We start from the raw sequence: 22400 nt of genomic DNA on the forward strand, positions 1-22400 counted from the left end.
AAATTAGGGTTAACCGGCGGCGGAACCCTGGCCCTGCGCGGGCGCGCTTCCCGGAAGCGGCACGAGAATGACCGACATCGAGACCCGGCCGATCTCGCCATCCACATCGAGCAACACCCCGCTGCCGACGCCGAGCCCGGCCTCCGGGCGCCAGCGCGCATCGGCGCGAACGCCGATCCAGGCGCCTCGCGGTGGCCTGAACAGCTGCACCGCGAGGTTCGGATTGGGGTCGGCCACCACGTTCTGGACCGGGCGCGCGATGCCGTGGGTCCAATCAGCCGGGCCGAGCACCCGCGCCAGCGGGCCGGCGTCCGCAATGACGGCGTGATGCAAGCGAAACCAGGCGGTATCGCCGCCGGCACGGGCTTCCATCGCATCCATGAACCAGCTGCAGCCATGGACGGCGTGTAGGTTGCGCAACGGAAATGCCGTGGGATCCACCGGATCGGCTGCGCTCCCGTAAAACCCCGGGACCTCGACGGCACGCTCGCGCGACAGCGTCACGCGCACCGTCGCGCAGGGTTGCTCCTCGCCGGCCGGCCAGAGCGTGTTGTCGACGACGCTGACCCGGCCGCCTTCGGTCACCACGGTAACGTGCGTGCGCAGTTCCGCCATTGGCGTCGGCCGCAGGAACCAGGCCGCTGCCGAGATCGCGGTGCCCCAGTTGCGCAGGCCGGCCATGGCCTCGACCTCGCCGGTCAGCAGGCTTGCGACCGCCCCGCCCTGGAGACCTGTGAACGGCCCGGCCGCCAGCGCCGCGGGCTTCCAGTGATGGGGCGTGGCGAGCGGTTCGAAGATGGCCAAGGCGAATGATCCCTGAGATGAGCAGGATTGAGCGTTTGGCCAATCTGATCCAAGAATAGCGGCCATGACAAAAGGCCATTCATCACTTCAGGTGAGCAAGATTCACCCATTGGATGCCCCCGATCCGCGGGTGATACCGCCGCTGCCGGCGCTGCTCGCCTTCGAGCGCGCGGCCACCCAACTCAGCTTCCGGCGCGCCGCGCGAGACCTGTCGCTGAGCCCGTCGGCGATCAGCCACCAGATCCGCGGACTGGAAGAGCAGTTCGGCACCAAGCTGTTCGTCCGCGGCGCGCGCCAGGTGCGGTTGACCGACGACGGCGAGCGCTACCTTGCAAAAGTGTCGGCCGCGCTGGCGACACTGCAGGAGGCGAGCCGTGACATGCTGCGGCGACGCGGTGAGGCCGGCAGCGAGCTCTGGATCAGCTCATTGCCGTTCTTCACCAGTGCCGTGCTGCTGCCGGCGCTGCCGGAGTTCAAGCTGCGCCATCCGCAACTGACGCTACGGATCGAAGCCACCCACCAACATGCCGACTTCAACGGGTCGCGCGTCGATGTCGCGATCCGCTACGGGCGGGAACATGCCACCGGGTTGAAGGTCGAGCCGCTGGTACAGGTCAAAGGAATGCCGGTCTGCACGCCGGCACTGGTCAAGGCTGGTCTTCGGACCCCAGCGGACCTGTCGCGCGAGGTACTGATCCATGTCACGACGCAGCCGCGGGCGTGGCCGGCCTGGCTGAGGGAGGCCGGGCTGCCGAATCTCGCTCCGCGCGGACATCTGTGGCTCGACAGCGTGCCGGCGATGCTGGAGGCCGCCGAACACGGGCTCGGCGTCGCGATTGCGATCGCACCGCTGATCAAGGCGCGGCCGGGCTTCGGCAAGCGGCTGGTGGCGCCGTTTGCGTTCGAGGCGGCGCACAGTGAGACGATTTACCTGGTCTCCCGCACCGAGCAGGCGCGGGACCGCCGCATCGCTGCGGTGCGGCGCTGGATCACGGACGCGGTGGCGCGCGCGAGCTAAACCGTGGCGGACGCCGGCTCGGCCAGGATGCACCGTGCCAGGCGGCCGGGAGCGACCTGCACACTCGGTGGCAGGCTCTCGCTGCAGCGCGGCTCAGCGAACTTGCAGCGCGGTGCAAAGGAGCAACTGGCCGGCGCATGATCGAGCGAGGGCGGGGTGCCCGGAATGGTTTCCAGCCGCTGGCCGCGCATCGCGCCGTGAATGGTCGAGGCCAGCAGGCCCTTGGCATAGGGATGCACCGGCGAGCGCACGATGTCGCGCAAGGCGCCCTGCTCCACGATCTGGCCGGCATACATCACCGCGACCCGATCGCAGATCTCGATCGCGACACCAATGTCGTGGGTGACGAAGATGACCGACATGCCGAACTCGCGCTGCAGCTCGCGCAGCAGCAGCAGGATCTGAATCTGGACGGTGGCATCGAGCGCCGTGGTCGGCTCGTCGGCGAGCAGGATCTTCGGCTTGCAAGCCAGCGCCAGCGCGATCATCGCACGCTGGCGCATCCCGCCCGACATTTCGTGCGGATAGGAGTCCAGCCGCCGCTTCGCGGAGGGGATCCGCACCACCTCGAGCATTTCGAGCGCGCGGGCCGTGGCCTCGCGCTCGCTCTTGCCCTCGTGGCGCATCACCGTCTCCGCGATCTGGCGGCCGATGGTGTAGACCGGATCGAGCGCCAGCGCCGGCTCCTGGAAGATCATCGAGACGGTCTGGCCGCGGAACGCGGACAGCGCCTCATCGTCCATCGCCAGCACCTGCTGGCCCAGCACCTTGACGCTGCCGGAGATCTGCGTGCGTTTCTTCGGCAACAGCCGCATCAACGCGCGCAGCGTCACGCTCTTGCCCGAGCCGGACTCGCCGAGCAGCCCCAACACCTCGCCCTCGCCGAGCGACAGGCTGAGATCGTTCACGGCATGGACCGTGCGATCGCCGGTGAAGCGGATGTTGAGGTTGTTGATCTCGACGAGGTTGGTCATGCGAGCTTGGGCACCCTGGCGTGAAAATCGGTGGCGCGCTGGAACGCGGCGCCGATCCGGAGCAGAACCGCTTCCTCGAAGGAGCGACCAATCAGTTGCATGCCGACCGGTAGACCCGTCTTGGTGAAGCCGGAGGGAATCGAGAGCGACGGCAGACCGAGATAGTTGACCGGGCGGGTGAAGCGCGTCAGCCGCTGCAGCACCGCGTCGGCGCCCGGACCATTGCCGACATCACTCTCGGCAATCGTGGGCGCCGGCACCGGCGACGACGGCGCGATCACCGCATCGATCCCGTTGACCGCCGCGTTGTGCGCGGCGAGCGCGGGTCCGCGCCAGCGCATCGCCTCGAGATAGGTGACCGCCGGAATGGTCAGGCCGTTCTGCAGCCGCATCAAGACCTGCGCGCCGTAATCCTGCGGCCGCTCGATCATCCAGCGCTTGTGGAAGGCGGCAGCCTCGACCGCGAGCACCAGCTGCGATGCCGAGGAGAGCTGGCGCTGATCGGGCAGTTCGACCTTGACGATCTCGGCGCCCTCTTTCTTCAAGGTGGCGATAGTCTCGTCGAGGATACGCGCCACCTCAGGGTCGAGGTCGTCGACATAGAACGCCGTCGGGACGCCGATCTTCAGACCCTTCAGCGACTGCTTGGTCGCGGCCAAGTAGTCGGGCACCGGCTGCGTCGACGCTGTCAGGTCCTCCGGGTCCGCCCCGGCCATCAGGCCGAGCAGCAGCGCGCAGTCCTCCGCGGTCTGCGCCAGTGGGCCGACGGTATCGAGCGACTGCGACAGCGGCATCGCACCGGCGCGGCTGACGCGGCCGACCGTCGTCTTCAGGCCGGTGACGCCACAGAAATGCGCCGGCATGCGCACCGAGCCGCCGGTGTCGGAGCCGAGCGCGGCGAAGGTGAGCCGCGCGGCGACCGCCGAGCCCGAGCCCGACGACGAGCCGCCGGTGATGTGCTCGGTGTTCCAGGGATTGCGCACCGCGCCGTAATGCACGTTGTGGCCGGTCGGCCCATAGGCGAACTCGACCATTTGCAACGAGCCGAGGCGGACCTGTCCGGCATCCTTCAGCCGCTGCAGGGCGGTCGCGGTCGTCTTCGGCGCGAAGTCGCGGCGAATCAGCGAGCCGCAGGTCACGACCTTACCGGCGTCATAATACATGTCCTTGTGCGCCAGCGGCACGCCGTGCAGCGCGCCGCGACTATTGCCCCTGGCGAGCGCGGTATCTGCCTCGGTGGCGGCGGCCAGCGCCTGCTCGGATTCGACCGCCATATAGGCGTTGAGGCGCGGCTGCCATTCCGCAACGCGATGCAGCACGGCGCGCGTCACCTCATGCGAGGAAACTTTCTTGTCGGCAATCGCCTTGGCGACCGCGGTCAGTGTCATCAGGGCCGGTTCGCTGCTCATTTCGACACCTTTGCGATCTGCGCCAGCAGGAAGCTCGCGGGTTCAAGATCGAAGGGCAGCGTGCCGGAGATCGGTGCGAAGCCGTCGAATGCCGGCCCGATCGAATTGGCGATCCGGGTGGCGACTTCGTCGTCGGCGGGCACGTCGGCGACGTGCGCGATCACCTTGACATCTTTGGCCGTGGGTCTGGTCATGCCGTGTTTTCTCCTTTTGTTTTTGCCGGCGCGCGGCTGTGCCCCGAGCCAGGAATGGCCATGTAGCACGCCGCTTGATGGCCCATTGTATCGAGATCGCTGAGTTTTGGCGTGTCGTTTGCGCAGAGCGGCTCCGCAAATGGACAACGGGTGTGAAACCGGCAGCCCGATGGCGGATCGATCGGATTGGGCGGATCTCCCGAGATCGGCGGCACCTCGGTGCGCTTGTCGGGATCGGACGACGGCATCGCCGCCAGCAGCGCGCGGGTATAGGGATGCGCCGGCGCGTCCCAGACCGCATCGACCGGGCCGAGTTCGACAACCTCGCCGAGATACATCACCAGCACGCGGTCGGAGATGTAGCGGACGACGTTGAGATCGTGGCTGATGAACAGGTAGGTCAGGCCGAATTCCCGCTTCAGGTCGGCGAGCAGATTGAGCACCTGGGCCTCGACCGATTTATCGAGCGCGGACACCGCTTCATCGAGGATCACAAGCCGCGGCGACAGCGCCAGCGCACGCGCGATATTGACGCGCTGACGCTGGCCGCCGGACACCTCGTGAGGATAGCGGTTGGCGAAAATCTCCGGCCGCAAGCCGACCTTGCCGAGCAATTCGCGCGCCAGCGTCCGCGCCGTGTCGTCGGCCATGCCGTGGACCTTTGGCCCGAAGGCGATCGATTCCTCGATGGTGAGGCGCGGGTTGAGCGAGGCGTAGCTGTCCTGGAACACCATCTGCACGCCGCGCCGCAGATCGCGCAGCGAGAGCGACGGACCGACCTGCCGGCCGTCATAGATGATGTCGCCGGCATCGCGTGCCATCAGGTGCATCAACAACCGGGCCGTGGTCGATTTTCCGCAGCCGGATTCGCCCACAATCCCGACGGTCTCGCCCTTCATGACCGCGAAGGTGACGTCGTCGACGGCGCGCACGGTCTTGCGCGGGCTGAACAGCCCGCCGCGCACCGGAAAATGCTTGGTCAGTCCCTTGACCTGCAGCAGCGGCTGCGCGGCGCCGCCGAGGTCGGCGACCGGCTCCAGCATATCGACGGAGAGATTGGCGTCGCTCATGCTCTAATTCCTGATGTCCATGGCGCTGCGCATGCCGTCGCTCAGCAGATTGAAGCAGATCGAGACCGCGAAGATCATCGCGCCCGGCAGCGCCGCGACCCACGGATTGACGTAAATCGCAGTACGCAGCGTGTTCAGCATCAAGCCCCATTCCGGCTCCGGTGGCTTGGTGCCGAGCCCGAGGAACGACAGACCGGCCGCGAGGATCATCGACACCGAGATCAGGCCGGTGGCGTAGACGAAGATCGGGCCGAGCACATTGCCGAGCATGTGGACGCGCATGATGGTGAAGGGCCCGGCGCCGGACGCGCGCGCCGCCTCGACGAAATCCATGTTGCGCACGCCAGTGGTGACGCTTTCGGCGACGCGGGTGATCTGCGGCACGAACACAATGGTCAGCGACACGATCGAATTGGTGATGCCGGCGCCGAGCGCGCCCGAGATCGCGATCGCCAGCAGCACCGACGGGAAGGCGTAGAACACGTCGACGGTGCGCATGATCGCGGTGTTGAGCTTGCCGCCGACATAGCCGGCGACGAGGCCGAGCGAGGTGCCGATCACGAAGGCGAAGATCACCGGCAGGATGCCGATGACCAGCGACAGCCGCCCGCCATAGATCAGCCGCGCCAGCATGTCGCGGCCGAGCTCGTCGGTGCCGAGCGGATAGCCCGGCGTGCCGATATGGCGGAGGCGGCGGATCATCGAACCCTGATAGGGATCCGCAAGATGCAGCCACGGCGCCAGCAGCGCGGAGGCAAAGATCAGCACCAAAATGATGGCGCAGGCCATGCTGACCTTGTCGCGCCTGATGCGGCGGCCAACCGTCGCCCAATAGCCGCGCGCTTTGGTGGTCGGGGCAGCCTGCAACGCAGTATCGCTCATCGCGCTCATGCTCTAACTCCGCTTGATGCGCGGATCGATCGCGGCCTGCGCGATGTCGACCAGGAGGTTGAGCAGCACGAAGAACAGCGCCAGCACCAGGATGGTGCCCTGCAGCAGCGGCAGATCGCGCTGGAAGATCGCCGAGTTCAACAGCAGGCCCGAACCAGGCCAGGAGAACACGGTCTCGATCAGGATCGAGCCGCCCAGCATGTAGCCAAGCTGCAGGCCCATCACCGCGAGCGCGGTCGGCGCCGCATTCTTGATGACGTGACGAAACACCTCGGTCTCGCGCAAGCCTTTTGCGCGCAGCGCCTCGACGAAATCCTGGCTCAGGATGTCGCCGGTCAGCGCGCGCACCGTGCGGGTGACGATGCCCATCGGGATCACCGAGGTGGTGATCGCCGGCAGCACCAGATAGCGCAGATGCTCCCAGTCCCACGCCCAGGCGCCGGAGCCGCCGGGTCCTGCACCGACCGCGGGCAGCCAGTTGAGCTGCACCGAGAAGATGATGACCAGCACCATGCCGAGCCAGTAATGCGGCAGCGACACGCCGGCTATTGCCACCGAGGTCGCGACCTTGTCGACCCAGGTGTCGCGGAAATAGCCGGCGATCAGGCCGAACAGCAGGCCGAGCGTAAAGCCGATCATCGCGGCCGCGATCGCCAGCATCACGGTGTTGCCGACGGCGCGCATCACCTCGGTCAGGACGGGCCGCCCGGTCGCGATCGAATTGCCGAGATCGCCATGGATCGCGCGCCACAGCCACAGGCCGAATTGCACCGGCAACGGGCGATCGAAGCCGTAGGCCGTGCGCAATTGCGCGGCGAGCTCCTGCGAGGCATCGGCCGGCAGCACCGCGACCAGAGGGTCGCCGGGCGTGATGTGCACCAAGAGGAAGCACACCAGCGCCACGCTGAGCACGATCGGAATGACGTAGACGATCCGTCTGGACGTATAGGCGAACACGTTGCGTTCTTTCTTCCTTCTCCCCTTGTGGAAGAAGGTGGCGCGCCGAGCGCGCCGGATGAGGGGTTTCTATCCGCGGACAAGGTCATTTCGGATCGGAGAGGAGTGCCCGCGGAGACAACCCCTCACCCGGCTTCGCTTTCAGCGAATCCACCCTCTCCCACAAGGGGAGAGGGTGCACCTATTGCGCGGCTAGCGCCTCACGGCGCGACCATGACCGGCGAGAAGTCGACGAACCAGCTCTTCGGCTGCACAAAGCCCTTGATCTTCGGGCTCATCGCGCGCGGTGCGACGTCGTGGGCGACATAGAGGAAGGCCGCGTCGTCGACTGAGGCCGCATGCAGCTCGGCCAGCGCGGCGTCGCGCGCCGCCGGCTCGAAAGTCTGGCGGGCCTTCTTCACCAGTTCGTCGAACTTCGGGTTGTTGTTGAAACCCCAATTGTTCGACACCGGCGGCGCCATGCCCGACTGCAGGAAGCGCACCAGAGCGAAGAACGGATCCATCGCCGCATAGGTGACGTTGATGGCGTTCGAGCCGTTGGCGGTCGGATCCTTGGTGCCGCGCCGCCAATTGGTGAACAGCGTGTTCCACTCGATGACGTCGAGCTGCACATCGAAGTAGCATTCGGCCAACGCCTGTTGCAGATACTCGTTCATCGGCAGCGGCAGCATCTGGCCCGAGCCCGATGCCGAGGTCTGGATCTTGACCGTCAGCTTCTTGTTCGGACCGAAGCCCGCCTCCTGCATCAGCTTCTGCGCGGCCGGCTTGTCGTACTTGATCTGGAAGGTCGGGTTGCCGCGCCAGGGATGGCCGGGCTCGAACGTGCCGGTCGCCGGCACCATCAGGCCGGCAAGCAGGCCGTCACGCAGCCCTTCGCGATCGATGCAGAGATTGGCCGCCTTGCGGACGCGGATGTCATTCCACGGCGAGCCCTCGACGCGCGAGAACTGCCACGGCCAGACATGCGGCTCCTCGTTGGAATAGAGGTTGAAACCACGCTGCTTGATCTCGGGCAGCGCGTCCGGCGCCGGCGCCTCGATCCAGTTGACCTGCCCCGACAGCAGCGCCGCCGTCCGGGCATTGGCTTCCGGCATCGGCAACAGCACCATCTTATCAGCCTTGGGCACCCGCGACTTGTCCCAGTAGTTTTCGTTCTTCACCAACTCGAGCCGCTCACGCGGGGTGAAGCTCGACATCTTCCAGGGTCCGGTGCCCGACGCGTCCTTGGCGAACGCGGCCCACGCGGCCTGCGACTTCGCCTTGGCGTCGGCGCCTTCGGCCTTGTCGTAGAATTTCTGCCACTTGGCCGGGCTCGCCATGAACAAATTGGTGAGGTTGATCGGCAGGAAGCTGTCCGGCTCCTTGGTGGTCAGCTCCACCGTCATGTCGTCGATCTTGCGCGCCGAAACCAGCGTCGGCATGCGCGAGGCGGTGACGCCGACCTGGCTCGCATCGTATTGCGGCGCGTCCTGCTTCAAGACCTTGTCGACGTTCCAGACCACGGCGTCGGCATTGAACGGCGAGCCGTCATGAAAGGTGACGCCGGAGCGCAGCTTGAAAATCCACTTGGTCTTGTCGGCATCGTCGACCTTCCACTCGGTCGCAAGGCCGGGGATCATCGCGCTTGCCTTGTCCGACGACGACAGGTCCCACATCGTCAGCGCGTCATACATCGTCAGACCCGTGAAGCGATTGCCCTCAAAACCCTGGTCGGGCTGGCCGAGCGTGCGCGGAATATCGGCAGCGGTCATGCCAATGCGCAGCACAGTCTCGGCGCCGGCGATCGCCGGCACGCCTGTGGCTATCGCAAGCGCCAGCATGATCGCCGTCGCATTGGTTTTCCTGTTACGCATCTGAGCAGCCCCTTCGAGTCTGGTGACGTTTTGGTGATTATTTCTTGGGCAAGCGTATGCAATGCCTGTGCCAAGGGGAATAGTTCATCAGCAAATAACCGCCGGGCGCGTCATTTCTTCCCACCTCGGGCCCGAACGGAGCGAAGATGCCTATTCTGGCATCATGCTTGCAGGATTTGGCTCCAACGTCTTTCCAACGGAGCCTTCATATGCGTGCGCGCAATTCGATCCTGATGGCGGCAATGGCGCTTGCCTTGACCGCGGGCTGGCCGGCCATGTCGGCGCAAGCCGAGTCCATTGTGCGCTACGGCATTTCGATGGCCGACATTCCGCTGACCACCGGCCAGCCCGATCGCGGCGCGGGCGCCTATCAGTTCACCGCCTACACGATCTACGATCCGCTGGTTGCCTGGGAGATGGATGTTGCCGACCGGCCGGGCAAGCTGGTGCCCGGGCTTGCGACCGAATGGAAGGTCGACGACAACGACAAGACCAAATGGCGCTTCACGCTGCGCAAAGGCGTCAAATTCCACGACGGCAGCGATTTCAATGCCGACGCGGTGATCTGGAATCTCGACAAGGTGCTGAACGACAAGGCACCGCAGTTCGACAAGCGACAGAGCGCGCAGGTCAAGACCCGCCTGCCCTCGGTTGCGAGCTACGCCAAGGTCGACGATTTCACCATCGAGATCACCACCAAGACGGTCGACTCCTTCTTCCCCTATCAGATGCTCTGGTTCCTGGTCTCGAGCCCCGCGCAATATGAAAAGCTCGGCAAGGACTGGGACAAGTTCGCCAGTCAGCCCTCCGGCACCGGTCCGTTCAAGCTGACCAAGCTGGTACCGCGCGAACTCGCCGAACTGACGAAGAACCCGGACTATTGGGACAAGAAGCGGCTTGCGAAGGTCGACAAGATGATCCTGATCCCGATGCCGGAAGCGCTGACCCGCACCAACGCGCTGCTGGCCGGCCAGGTCGACCTGATCGAAACGCCGGCGCCCGACGCCGTGCCGCAGCTCAAGGCCGCCGGCATGAGGATCGTCGACAACGTGACGCCGCATGTCTGGAACTATCACTTGAGCGTGCTGCCGGGCTCGCCATGGACCGACATCCGCCTGCGCAAGGCGCTCAACCTCGCGATCGACCGCGACGCGGTGGTTGGCCTGATGAACGGCCTCGCCAAGCCCGCCAAGGGCCAGGTCGATCCGTCGAGCCCGTGGTTCGGTAAGCCGACGTTCGAACTGAAATACGATCTCGCGGCCGCCAGGAAGCTGGTGGAGGAAGTCGGCTATTCGAAGGACAAGCCGCTGAAGACGACTTTCATCATCGCCCAGGGCGGCACCGGGCAGATGCTGTCGCTGCCGATGAACGAGTTCCTGCAGCAGAGCTTCAAGGAGATCGGCATCGACATCGACTTCAAGGTGGTCGAGCTCGAGACATTATATACGCACTGGCGCAAGGGCGCGGCGGACGAGATGAATGCCGGCATCACCGCCAACAACATCGCCTATGTCACGTCGGATCCGCTCTACGCCATCGTGCGGTTCTTCCACTCCGGCCAGGTCGCGCCGGTCGGCGTCAACTGGGGCGGCTACAAGAACCCGAAGGTCGATGCGCTGATCGACGAGGCCAAGCAGACCTTCGATTCCGCCAAACAGGATGCGCTGCTGGCGCAGGCGCACGCGCTGATCGTCGACGATGCCGCGCTGGTGTGGGTGGTGCACGACACCAATCCGCACGCGCTGTCGCCGAAGGTGAAGACCTTCGTGCAGGCGCAGCACTGGTTCCAGGATCTGACCCAGATCGGGCTGGAATAGACATTCCATCGTCGTCCCGGCCTTGTGCGCAATTGCGCACGGGAGCCGGGACCCATAACCACGAAGGGTGGCGTTAGAAAGCCGTCTGGCCGCTTGCCCATTGCGCCGGCCGCGGCGTTATGGGTCCCGGCTTTCGCCGGGACGACATCGGGTTTGCGTCGGCTATTTCGTCGTCAACGCGAATGCGCCGTTCCAGTCGTCGGGCGGCGGCTCCTTCTGGAAGGCGTGGATGCGCGCCTCATAGAGGCGATAGAGATATTGCAGCGTCTGCGCGTCGTCGGTCTTGCGGCCGCGTTCGATCGCGGCGAGCGCGCCGTCCCAATCGCGGCCGCGGTAGCAGGCGAGCATCTCGATGGTCAGGTTGCGCAGGCGCTGGAAGCGGCCGGAGCTCGCGACATCCTCACGGCCGGCAATCGCGTAGATCACCTCGGGCTCCTTCTTGCCCTTGACCATGATGAAATCGAGTTCGAGGATCGCAAACTTCTCCTTCACCGCAAGCGCGGTCTTCGATCCCACGATGATCGGGAAGCCGTACTCCTTGGACTGCCCCTCGAGCCGCGAGGCCAGATTGACGCTGTCGCCGAACACCGAATAGTCGAAGCGCACATCGGAGCCCATATTGCCGACCACGCAGGAGCCGGTGTTGAGACCGACACCGATGTTGAGCGGCACATAGACGTGGCCGCCGTCCTTCGCCTCCTGCTCGCGCTCACGGTTGAGGTCGTCGACGCGCTCCAGCATGTCGAGCGCCGCATCGCAGGCGTTGAGCTGGTGCTGCTTGTCATCGAGCGGCGCGTTCCAGAACGCCATGATGGCGTCGCCCATATATTTGTCGATGGTGCCCTTGCGGGCGAGGATCGCGTTGGAAAGCGGAGTAAGGAAGCGGTTCATCAGCGCCGTAAGGCCCTGCGGATTGCTCTTGTAGGTTTCCGAGATCGAGGTGAAACCGCGCATGTCCGAGAACATGATGGTCATCTCGCGTTCCTCGCCGCCGAGCACCAGCCGCTCCGGCGACTGTGCCAGCTGCTCGACCAGCGCGGGCGACATGTACTGCACGAATTGCGACCTGATCTGTCGACGCTGCTGCTGCTCGCGCACGAAGGCGGAGAAGATCAGCGTGAGATAGATCGCCGTGGTCGACATCAGCGGATAGGTGAAGTCGATCAGCAGCCGGTGCTGGGAATAGAAATACCAGGAGGTGCCGATCAGCACCGAGGCAAACATTCCGCCGACGGCGACCAGCGTGATCGGACCAAACTTCGGCGCAAAGGCGATCACCAGAAGCCCCATGATCAGCGCGGCGAAGAATTCGATGCCGATGCCGTAATTCGGCTGCGAAACGACATCGCCGGTCAGCGCGCTCTCCAGCACCTGGGCGTGAACCTCGACACCAGGCATCGCCGGCGTCACCGGCGTCGTCTTGATGTCGTTCAGCCCGGTTGCTGAGGTGCCGATCACAATCAGCTTGCCGGCAATTCGGTCCGGTGAGACGCGCCCGTCCAGCACATCGACCGCCGAGACATAGATCGAGGGATCGCGGCGAGCGTAGTGGATCCAGAGTTGGCCGTGGAGATCGGTCGGGATCGCAAAGCCCTTGAGACCCAGGCTCTTGATACCGGCCTTGTCGGCCTTGATCAGGATCGTGCCCGAGCCGCTCGCCACCCGCAGCATCTCGAAGCTCAGCGACGGCATGGTGATGCCCTGCGCCACCATGATCATCGGCACGCGCCTGACGATGCCGTCGCGCTCCGGCCTGATCGTGAACAGGCCGCGCCCGGCAGCCGCCTCCTCGAGCAACGGCACGTTGCGCAGCAGCCCCGGGAACATGAACATGAAAGGCTGCGGCTCCTCGCCGAGCATCGCAAGTCCGGTGACCGGAAGCTTTTCGTTGAGGTCGGCGCGCACGTTGGGTCCGCCGGATTCGCCGAGCACCACGCGCGAGTTCTTGATGGCTTCGGCCATGATGCTGTCGTTGCTCGGCAGCTGCCGCAGCCTGGCGCGCATCTCCTCATCGAGGCTGCTGAACGTATCGGCGGCGATATCGGGGTTGAGACGATCCGGCTCGGAGAACACCGCATCGAACGCGATCACCACGGCGCCGAGCCGGGTGAGATTGGTGACGATGTCGGCGAGCCGGGTCCGCGGCCACGGCCACTGTCCGAGCCGGGGATCGGCGAGGCTCTTTTCGTCGATGTCGACGATGGTGACGGGCCGCGCGGTCTTCTGGCGCGGTTGCAGCGCCTGGAATGTGTCAAACGTCCTGACGCGAAGCTCCTGAACCGGAGCCGGATCCACGATCCGCAGCGCAGCAATGCCGATCAACAGCGCCACGCAGACCAGCCGCGCGTAGCCGAAGCGCCGTGCGAACCACCTACGTATCGCCTTCAGCCGTTTCATGCCATCTGGATATCACGCGCGCAGAATTGTTCCAATCGAGCAAGCATGCGCAGTGCACAATCAGCCGGACCAGCCCCCCGGCGGCACGGCCGGGCGTCCGTCACGTAAAATGAATAATGAAGTCGTTCTGGGACAGACTCGCCTTCGCGACATTGTGCAATGTGATCGTGTCTGCGCTGTCGATCGTGATCAGCGTGTCCGCTGCATTGGTCGGCGATGTCGCAACATGCTGATCGAACCAGGTGCTGAAGGTGCTTGCCGAGACGACCGTGGACAGGTCGATCTGGTCCTCGCCTGGCGTGAAGTTCAGGATCGTGTCGTGGTTGAAGTTCGGCGCAAACACGAACTTGTCCTGATAACCCGACCCGAAGAACACGTCCTTGTCGCTGGTCCCGGTCAGAATCACGGGCTCGGGCCGATCCTGTTGGACGTTGAAGATCAGGTTGACCGTATCGGTTGCGCCATGGCCATCGGTCACGGAGAGCGCGATCGTGTCGGTCGCTGGAGCTGTCTGGCCGGGGTTGTAAATGAGGCCCGGCGATCCAAGCGCGGTGTTGATGCCGGAGAGAAGCCCCTCCTGCGACGAAGGTGCAACGCTGCTGCCCGCACCGGGCGTCGTCGCCGCGGCCATGGTGAAAGTCTCGTCGGCCGTCGCATCGGCGTCCGTCACGGTCAGGCCGGAGATCGTCTCGGTCCCGTTGGGATGTTCGGTGATACTGACGTTGTCGGTGTGGATCACGGGCGCGTCGTTGGCGCCGATCACGTCGATCGTCAGCTTCGCGGTCCCGACGGCGCCATGCGCGTCGATCGTCTCCACATCGAACGTGTCGGCATAGGTGCCCTTGCCCAACGCGTTGATCGCGGCAGCATCGGGAACATAGCTGTAGGTGCCGTCCGGGTTGACGGTAAGCGAGCCGTAGAGGCCCGCGATCTGCGTGACCGCAGTGTGGTCCGAATTGAGCGCGGCATAAGTCAGCGTCGCGGTTTCGCCATGGTCGACGTCGTTGCCATGGAGCGTGCCGGTCAGCGTGCCGAACGTGTCGTTATCGGCGGTATCGGTGAGCGTGCCGGCATTGACGTCGGCGAGTATCGGCGCGTCGTTGGCGCCGTTGATCGTGATCGTCACAGGCTCGTTGATGATGCCGCCATGGTGGTCGTCGATCTGGATCGTGTAGGTCAGCGTCAGCGTCTCGCCGAGGGCGAGATAGTCGAAATTCTGGTCCGCGGCCGAGAACGTCCAGGTCGACGATCCGATTGAACCGCCGGTCCCGTCCGTCAACGTCCCCAGCGACAGCCAGTTCAGGATCGTGGCCTCGTCGGGCAGGCCCGTCGTCGCCCCGGATTCGGCGACGCCGGTGATGGTCATGGTGTGGGTGTCGCTGAGATCCACATCGGTGAAGGTCACGGTGCCGGATGCGCTGTCCAGCGTCGATGAACCGGTCGTATCGGGTTGTTCGGGGATGATGGCCGCCTGAGGCGCCGACGTGACGATCGGCGCGTCATTGCTGCCGGTAATCGTGATCGTCACCGGTTGGCTGATCACGCCGCCATGATGGTCATTGACCTCAACCGTATAGGTCAGCGTCAGTGTCTCACCGTCGGCAAGATAATCGAAATTGCGGTCGGCGGCCGAGAAGGTCCAGGCCTGGGATCCGGCGACCCCGCCGGTCGAATCGGTCAGCGTCCCCAGCGAGAGCCAGTTCAGGATCGTGGACTCGTCCTCAGGCAGGCCTGTGGTCGTTCCGGATTCCGCGACGGCGGTAATGGACACAATGTGGGTGTCGCTGAGATCGACGTCGGCAAATGTCACCGCGCCCTGGGCCACGTCGAGCTTGATCGATCCGGTCTCGCCGATCATCTCGGGGACCGTGGCGGTCGGCGGCTCCGACGTGAACGTCGGCACGTCGTTGGTGCCCGTGATGGTGATGGTGACGGGCTGCGTGACGACACCGCCGTGGTGGTCGTCGACCTGGATCAGGTAAGTCAGCGTCAACGTCTCGCCGGCAGCGAGATAGTCGAAATTCCTGTCGGCGGCCGAGAAGGTCCAGGCGCGCGATCCGGTTACACCGCCGGTCGAATCCGTCAGCGTGCCGAGCGACATCCAGCCCAGTATCGTCGCCTGATCGGGAAGCCCCGTGGTCACGCCCGTTTCGGTGACGCCAGCCACGGTGACGCTGTGGATGTCGCTGAGATCGACATCGACGAAGGTCACGGTACCGGATGCGGTATCCGGCACGACCGAACCGGTCGTCTCCTCGGCTTCAGTGATGGCGGCCGCCTGGGTCGGCGAGGTGATCACCGGCCTGTCGTCGGTGCCGACGATCGTGATGGTGACCGGCAGCGTGATGACGCCGCCCTGATGGTCGTCGATCTCGACCGTGTAGGTCAGTGTCAGCGTCTCGCCGGTGGCGAGATAGTCGAAGCTCCTGTCGGCGGCCGAGAACGTCCAGGAGCGCGATCCCGTCACGCCATCGGTCGAATCGGTCAGCGCGCCGAGCGACAGCCAGCTCAGCACGGTGGCATGGCTGGCAAGTCCGGTGGTGACGCCGGCCTCGGTGACGCCGGTGATGGTGACCGTATGCGTGTCGGTCAGATCCGCATCGGTAAATGTCAGCGTGCCGTGCGCCGTATCAGGCTGGGCGGAATTCGTCGTTGCTGGGAGTTCGGTGATCGAACCGGCCTGCGCCGAGGACGTCACCACCGGCGTGTCGTTGGTGCCGGTGATCGTGATCGTGAAGGTCTTGAACGTGGTCTCGTTGTTCGGCGCGAAATTGTTATCGACGCGCGCGACATAGGTCAGCGTCAGCGTTTCTCCGGCAGCGAGGAAGTCGAACGCGCTGTCGGCAAGGTTGTAGGTCCAGGTCGCCGAACCGGCATTCTTGTTGTTCGGATCGGGCTCGAGCAGCAACGGTATCTCGACGGTCTTGATGGCAGCAAGCTCCGCTGCCGTCAGCGATGAGGTCACGTCGCTGCCGTCGGCGTCCCGGTAGCTGAACGCGGAATAGTCGACCTTCGCACTCGGTATGTCACCGACATTGAGGTCCAGCCACTTGATCTGGCCCGTCGCGGTGTCGAACAGCCCGCTTTGGGTCAGCCCCGCCCGCTCGGTAAACGCCGCGTCCTGGGTCACGACCTGCGGCGGCCCCGGGATGTGGTCAATCCTGCTGTTGGGAATGCCACCGGCCTGAGGGCCGGTCGTGTTGACGAAGGTCAGCAGAATGATGATCGGCGCGCCACTGTCGCTGCTGGTGAGCTTGAAGCTGCTCGATACCGGGACGACGCTGTCCGTGAAGTTGGTGGTGAGCTTGGTGTTGGGATTGTTGTTGTCGGTGAACTTCAGCGCGAAGACGTCGGAGATCAGCTTCTGCGCATCGGTCGACAGTTGCGCCGACGAGACGAAGCTGACGCTGCCCTGGCCGTTGACGATGGTCTGGGTGCCGGCCTGATCGACGGTCGCGATCGGATTGAGCGTCGTCTTGTCGAACAGGATGTAGGAGCCGGTGCTGCCATCGGGCTCGACCAGCACCTGGAATTTGGCCGGCGGCACGCCGCCGGTGCCCTGCACGTCGAAATCGATCTCGACCAGCACCGCGGTGCCGCGGATGCCCATGGTCGCGACCGGCGTATCGACCTTCATGTCGCCGTGCTTGGCGGTCGCGCCGGCCACGAAGGAGATCGTGCCCGAGACCAGACTCATCAGCGACGTATTGCTCGACCCGTTCGGGTCGTAGATCATTTCGTTCAGCACCATCTTGGCGTTCGGTCCGAGACCGAACACGGTGCCGTCGATGAAGGTGATGCCGAGCGTAGAGTCGCCGCCGGACTGCACCACGTCACCCTTGTTGACGTTGTCGCCCTGGTTCAGGACGATCGCGACGCCGTTGCGGATTGCCGTGGCGTTCCCGGTCAGCTTGGTGACATGGCCGATGACCTTGGCCGGCTCCGCCGCGCCGCCGGCCTGGGCATATTGGGTGTAGCCGGTGAGTGCGTTGACGAGATCGCCGGTGAGATGCGCGCCGTCAGGCGACGCCAGCGGCGCGCGCTTCTCGCCCTTGAAATAGTCGTGCAGGACGAGTTCCCGATCGTCCTTCGCGATGACGAGGTCGAGCCCGGTCCGCTTGAAGTCGCCGGTGAACAGCAATTGCCCGTCGTCGACGATGATCGCGCCGGGCGGAGCATGCGTGGAAACGCTGTCGACGTGCACATATCCACGGGCATAAGCGTCCGTGCTCGGCAACAGGCCGTCGAATTTCTCGACAAAGTTCACTGCGGATCACCGCACGGGAGTTAATATTGTTAAAATATCCGAATGATTATGCCTGCATATCATCGGATAAAGCTTGGCGAAACCACTCTGTGCTTGCGCAAGGTGGCCCTGTTGTGCGGTTTGACTGGATGTGACTTGGCTCACGCTGTGAAGAGCCGTGTAGTTCGGATTCGCTTGACGGTACCATAAGGTGGGATTCAAGCCAAGATACGTACTGAGCCACGTATTCGTGGTATTGATTGGCATTTCTGTACTTGCCTTTATTTCCCCTTAGCCCAGAGCGGGCATTTGACCCCAATTTCCCGGCCAAAGCTGTGACTTAGCTTACAAATCACAGCAGTCCCGTGCGCGGACCGGCCGGGTTAACCAGAGGGCAAGGATGAGTTGCAAAGCAGTGGAAAAAGGTTCGCCGCTTCCTTTCACAAACCGGTAAAGTTTTCGGGACCCCAAGCAGGCGCCCTTTAGCCTCTTCCCCTGATTCCCCACATCTTAAGTCGATTCGAAGGGATCGTTCGCCATGCTGCCCGGCATGAAACGATCCGGTCGCGTGCGCGGTGCAATGTCCACCCGCCGAAGAGCGGACAGGGGGTGTCAGATGAGATTCTCGCTTCGCCCGCTTGCGCTGCGCGCCGTCATGCTGGGCTTCGGCCTGGCCCTGGCCGCGCCGGTTGCCGAGCTCAATGCCGCTTCGCTGCTTTCGCCCGGTCCGGCGACGCTGATCAGAAAATCGACCGAGCCGTTCGGCCTGACCACCAGCCTGCTTGCCGACGGCGGCCTGCACGACAAATGGCTCGGCGTGCAGCGTCAGCTCGCCGACGAATTGGAGCAACTGGCAGCCTGCGAGAGCGACCGCGCCGGCTGTGCGTCGCCGGCGGCGCTGCGATTCCTGGCGATCGTCGATGCCGGACGGGCGCGTCAGGGTCGCGCCCGGCTCGGCGAGATCAACCGCGCGATCAACCTTGCGATCCGTCCGGGCAGCGATCTCGTGGCCTATGGCGAGCCCGACGTCTGGGCGACGCCGCTCGCCACCTTCGCCCGCGGCAGCGGCGACTGCGAGGACTATGCGATCGCGAAATTGGTGGCGCTGCGCAAGGCCGGCGTGGCGCCGGAAGATCTGCGGATCGTCGTCCTGCATGAGCTGCTCGGCGGCGAAGACCATGCGGTGCTCGCCGCGCGGCTCGACGGCCGCTGGCTGACCCTCGACAACCGCCGCATGGCGATGATCGAGGACGGCGACATCAGGAGTTTTCGGCCGACCTTCGTGATCGACCAGCACGGCGTCAGCCGCTATGTCGATGCCCCGCTCGTCGCCGAGGCTGCGTGGCGGCCGGCGGCGCGGACGAACTAAGAGCCGGCCAGACATACCTTTCCGTCATTGCGAGCGAAGCGAAGCAATCCATCCCTCCGCGGAAAGATGGATTGCTTCGTCGCTTCGCTCCTCGCAATGACGAGTGAATCCAGATGAGCGACTGCCCGTCAGAACATCAGATTGTCCTTCACCAGCACCCAGCGGCCGCCCTTGACCTGCTGCACCTGGGTGATGGTGTTGGCGAGATGATCCGTCTTGGAGAACTTGGTCGGCGGCGAGCTGAAGATGTCGAGGAATTTGTCGCCTGACTCCAGTGAGTCCAGCATCTTCTGGCCGGAGAGATCCTTGCCCGCCTTCTGCGCGTAGAAGGCGAAGGTCATCACCGCGTTGTAGCCGATGATCGCCTGGGTGTTGGCGTCGGTGTTGAACATCTTCTTGTAGTTCACCAGCCAGTCCTTCACCTTGCCCTTGGCCGTGTCCTCGTAGGGAATCTCGAAGCCCGAGGCCGCATAGAGCCCTTCGACGGCTTCCTTGCCGAGCGCCGGCACTTCGAGCACGTTGGTCGGGGTGGCGCCGAGGAAGGTCACGTCCCAGCCGAGCTTCTTGGCCTCGTTCATCGCGCCGATGGTCTCGCGGATCACGGTGCCGAGCACGACGAGGTCGCAGCCGTCGGCCTTCATCTTGGCGACCTGCGCCGAGAAGTCGGAGGCGCCGCGCTTGTAGCTCGTGACCGAGGCCGGCTGCACCTTCATCGCGCCAAGCTGCTGGGTGAAGCCGTCGAGCACGTTTTTGCCGTACTCGTCATCCTGATGCATGATGCAGGGCTTCTTGAAGTTCTTCCACTCCATCATGTATTTGAGCGCGGCGCGCGTGCTCTCGACATAGGGCAGGAGGTTGTTGAACTTCAGCCGCTCCTGCGGCTTGGCGGGATCGAACTTGAAGGTGAATTCGGCGGCCGTCAGCGGGAACAGCTGCAACACGCCCGCATCGAACAGGACGTCCTGCGCGGCGAGCACGGTCGGCGAGCCCATCGGTCCGATCATCGCGAACACCTTGTCGCGCTCGACCATCTTCTGCGAGGCCAGCACCGCCTTCTTCGGATCGTAGCCGTTGTCCTCCAGGATCATCTTGATCTTGCGGCCGTTGATGCCGCCGCCGGCGTTGATCTCCTCAACCGCCATCTTCATGCCGTTGGACACCGGAACGCCCCAGACCTTGATCGGGCCGGACAAGTCCTGATGCGTTCCGATCACGATCTCGGTCGGCGAGATGCCTTCATTGGTGACCTTGGTCTGGGCTGCGGCCGGCAGACAGGTCAGCGCCAGCGCACTCACCGCAAGGCCCAGCGCCTTCAGCGATTTCGACATTGCAGTCTCCTCCTTACATGGCCCATGTTAAGCGAAGGGTCGGGCCTGCTCGCTCCTTCGCCAATTCGGTGTCGTCGAATCCCTTCTTTGAGTATGATTTCCGCGCAAGCGCTGCGCGCTTGTCGCGAGGGAAAACCGTTTCACACTTTTCCGGATCATGCTCTATGCCACCGCGCGTTCGCCATACATGGCGGCGATCTCGGCCGCGTAGCGCTTGTTCACGAAGCTGCGCTTCAGCTTCATGGTCGGCGTCAGCTCCTCGTCCTCGGGCGTGAGCTGGCGCTCGATCAGATAGAATTTCTTGACGGTCTCGACGCGCGCGAACTTCACGTTGACCGCCTCGACCTCGCGCTGGATCAGATCCTGGATCTCGCGGGCGCGGCACAGGCTTGCGTAATTGGTGAAGGGGATGTCGTGATCCTGGGCGTATTTCTCGACATTCTCCTGGTCGATCATGATCAGGCAGGTGAGATACGGCCGCTTGTCGCCGATCACGACCGCATCCGAGACATAGGGCGAGAATTTAAGCTGGTTCTCGATCTCGGACGGCGTGATGTTCTTGCCGCCGGAGGTGATGATGATGTCCTTCATCCGGTCGGTGATCTTGACATAGCCCTCATTGTCGATCGTGCCGACGTCGCCGGTGTGCAGCCAGCCTTTGGCGTCGATCGTCTCGGCAGTCCTCTCCGGCTGGTTGAGATAGCCCATGAACAGGAAGTCGCCCTTGATCAGGATCTCGCCCTTCGGGCAGATCATCACCTCGCCCCAGGGCGCGGCCTTGCCGACCGAGCCAAGCTTGATGCGATCCGCCGGCATCATGGTCGCGACGCCGCAATTCTCGGTCTGGCCGTAGACCTCGCGCATGTCGATGCCGAGCGCGAGATACCAGCGGATCAGATCCGGCGAGATCGGCGCGGCGCCGGTCAGCGCAATCCGGCAGCGGTCGAGCCCGAGCATGCGGCGGATGTTGCGGAACACCAGCCAATAGGCCGCGCGGTTGGCGAGCCGCAGCGACAGTGGCGGCGTCTCGCCCTGCAGCCGGCACTCGGTCATCCGGTTGCCGATCGCGAGCGCGCGGGCATACATCCAGTTCTGGAACGGGGTCGCATCCTTCAGCGCGATGGTGATGCCGGAATAGAACTTCTCCCAGATCCGGGGCACCGCGAGGAACGCGGTCGGCTGCACCTCGCGAAGATTGTCCGGCACCGTCTCCGGGCTCTCGGCGAAATTCATCACCGAACCCAGCGCGAGCGAGAGGTAATAGCCGCCGACCCGCTCGGCGACGTGACAGAGCGGCAGGAACACCAGCCGCTCCTCGCTGTCGGTCGAGGGGTAGAGATCGTTGGCGTGGCGCATCTGGTGCGTCACGCTGCGGTTGGAGTGCATCGCGCCCTTGGGCGGGCCCGTGGTGCCGGAGGTGTAAACCAGGATCGCGAGATCGGAGGCGGTGCGGCTGCCGGTCATCTCGTCCCACAGCGCCGGATTGCCCCAGGCATGATTGCGGCCGAGCGACGTGAATTCCGCGAGCGACAGCACCATCGGATCGGAGAAGCCGGAGAGGCCCTCCATGTCGAACACGACGATCTTCTCCAGCGTCGGACAGCGCGACCGGCAGGTCAGCACCTTGTCGAGCTGCTCCTCGTCCTCGACGAAGATCACCCGCGTGCGGGAATCATTGATGAGGTATTCGACCTGCGCCGCCGAATCGGTCGGATAGATGCCGGAGGAGACGCCGCCGGCGCACAGGATGCCCATGTCGGCATAGACCCATTCCGGCACCGCGTTGGCGATGATCGAGCCAACGTCGCCGGGACGGAAGCCTGTGGCATGCAGGCCGTAGGCGATGTCCTTGGAGATCTGCAGCCATTCGCGCCAGCTGGTCGGTTGCCAGATGCCGAACTTCTTCTCGCGGATCGCGGGCCTGTCGCCACGCGTTTGAGCCGCGAGCAGAAAGCTCCTCGCGATCGTGTCGGCAACCGTCAGCACCGCTGGTCCGGCCATGCGCGCTCCCTCCTCTGCCGCCCGTCTCACGCGCCGGCTTGTGTTGCCGGTCTTGTTGGCGAAACGGGCCTG

15 protein-coding genes are annotated in these 22400 nt (G+C 64.4%); 3 read left to right on the forward strand and 12 right to left on the reverse strand.

The window, feature by feature from the left end:
* Positions 1-9: 9 nt before the first annotated feature.
* Entirely contained in the window at positions 10-804 is a 795-nt protein-coding gene (locus tag QA635_RS39725; RefSeq protein WP_283065412.1) for an acyl-CoA thioesterase domain-containing protein, read from the reverse strand.
* 109 nt (positions 805-913) lie between these two features.
* Between QA635_RS39725 and QA635_RS39730 the strand changes: the two genes are divergently transcribed.
* A complete protein-coding gene (locus QA635_RS39730) occupies positions 914-1822 on the forward strand; it encodes a LysR substrate-binding domain-containing protein (RefSeq protein WP_283065414.1) in 909 nt (302 codons plus the stop codon).
* On the opposite strand, the gene QA635_RS39735 is transcribed toward QA635_RS39730, so the two are convergent.
* The 7 genes from QA635_RS39735 to QA635_RS39765 form a co-directional block, all read right to left on the reverse strand.
* On the reverse strand, positions 1819-2796 hold the full coding sequence (locus QA635_RS39735; RefSeq protein ID WP_283065415.1) for an ABC transporter ATP-binding protein: 978 nt from the start codon (positions 2794-2796) through the stop codon (positions 1819-1821). The two genes, QA635_RS39730 and QA635_RS39735, sit on opposite strands and share 4 nt — an antisense overlap.
* Positions 2793-4205, reverse strand: coding sequence for an amidase (locus QA635_RS39740; protein WP_283065417.1), 1413 nt, complete (start codon positions 4203-4205; stop codon positions 2793-2795). The genes QA635_RS39735 and QA635_RS39740 overlap by 4 nt, the downstream gene beginning before the upstream one ends.
* The gene (locus QA635_RS39745) at positions 4202-4399 is read right to left on the reverse strand and encodes a hypothetical protein (protein ID WP_283065418.1); all 198 of its coding nucleotides are present in this window, start codon (positions 4397-4399) and stop codon (positions 4202-4204) included. Before QA635_RS39745 ends, QA635_RS39740 begins: the two co-directional genes overlap by 4 nt.
* Complete coding sequence (locus QA635_RS39750) at positions 4396-5469, reverse strand: ABC transporter ATP-binding protein (protein WP_283065419.1); 1074 nt, start codon at positions 5467-5469, stop codon at positions 4396-4398. The genes QA635_RS39745 and QA635_RS39750 overlap by 4 nt, the downstream gene beginning before the upstream one ends.
* Positions 5470-5472: 3 nt before the next feature.
* Positions 5473-6360: an ABC transporter permease gene (locus tag QA635_RS39755; protein WP_283065420.1), complete on the reverse strand. Its 888-nt coding sequence runs from the start codon at positions 6358-6360 to the stop codon at positions 5473-5475.
* A gap of 3 nt (positions 6361-6363) precedes the next feature.
* Positions 6364-7317, reverse strand: a complete 954-nt coding sequence (locus QA635_RS39760; RefSeq protein WP_050382524.1) for an ABC transporter permease — start codon at positions 7315-7317, stop codon at positions 6364-6366.
* A 200-nt stretch (positions 7318-7517) separates the two neighbouring features.
* A complete protein-coding gene (locus QA635_RS39765; RefSeq protein WP_425249106.1) occupies positions 7518-9170 on the reverse strand; it encodes an ABC transporter substrate-binding protein in 1653 nt (550 codons plus the stop codon).
* Between the two features lie 209 nt (positions 9171-9379).
* Here QA635_RS39765 and QA635_RS39770 point away from each other — a divergent pair, with 209 nt between their 5' ends.
* A complete protein-coding gene (locus QA635_RS39770) occupies positions 9380-10987 on the forward strand; it encodes an ABC transporter substrate-binding protein (protein WP_283065422.1) in 1608 nt (535 codons plus the stop codon).
* A gap of 162 nt (positions 10988-11149) precedes the next feature.
* Here the strand turns inward: QA635_RS39770 and QA635_RS39775 are convergent, their stop codons facing one another.
* Together QA635_RS39775 and QA635_RS39780 are read right to left on the reverse strand one after the other, a co-directional pair.
* On the reverse strand, positions 11150-13384 hold the full coding sequence (locus QA635_RS39775; protein ID WP_092089722.1) for a CHASE2 domain-containing protein: 2235 nt from the start codon (positions 13382-13384) through the stop codon (positions 11150-11152).
* A 100-nt stretch (positions 13385-13484) separates the two neighbouring features.
* Positions 13485-17651: a VCBS domain-containing protein gene (locus QA635_RS39780; RefSeq protein WP_283065425.1), complete on the reverse strand. Its 4167-nt coding sequence runs from the start codon at positions 17649-17651 to the stop codon at positions 13485-13487.
* A gap of 595 nt (positions 17652-18246) precedes the next feature.
* Between QA635_RS39780 and QA635_RS39785 the strand changes: the two genes are divergently transcribed.
* Positions 18247-18999 carry a transglutaminase-like cysteine peptidase gene (locus tag QA635_RS39785; RefSeq protein WP_283065427.1) on the forward strand — a complete coding sequence of 251 codons (753 nt, stop codon included), beginning with the start codon at positions 18247-18249 and terminating at the stop codon, positions 18997-18999.
* A gap of 128 nt (positions 19000-19127) precedes the next feature.
* Here QA635_RS39785 and QA635_RS39790 read toward each other — a convergent pair whose 3' ends face one another.
* The gene (locus QA635_RS39790) at positions 19128-20327 is read right to left on the reverse strand and encodes an ABC transporter substrate-binding protein (RefSeq protein WP_225163332.1); all 1200 of its coding nucleotides are present in this window, start codon (positions 20325-20327) and stop codon (positions 19128-19130) included.
* Positions 20328-20489: 162 nt separating this feature from the next.
* The gene (locus QA635_RS39795) at positions 20490-22328 is read right to left on the reverse strand and encodes an AMP-dependent synthetase/ligase (RefSeq protein WP_283065429.1); all 1839 of its coding nucleotides are present in this window, start codon (positions 22326-22328) and stop codon (positions 20490-20492) included.
* Positions 22329-22400 lie beyond the last annotated feature (72 nt).

Origin of the sequence: Bradyrhizobium brasilense, from assembly GCF_029714345.1 — a bacterium.
Taxonomy (GTDB): Bacteria; Pseudomonadota; Alphaproteobacteria; order Rhizobiales; family Xanthobacteraceae; genus Bradyrhizobium; species Bradyrhizobium australafricanum.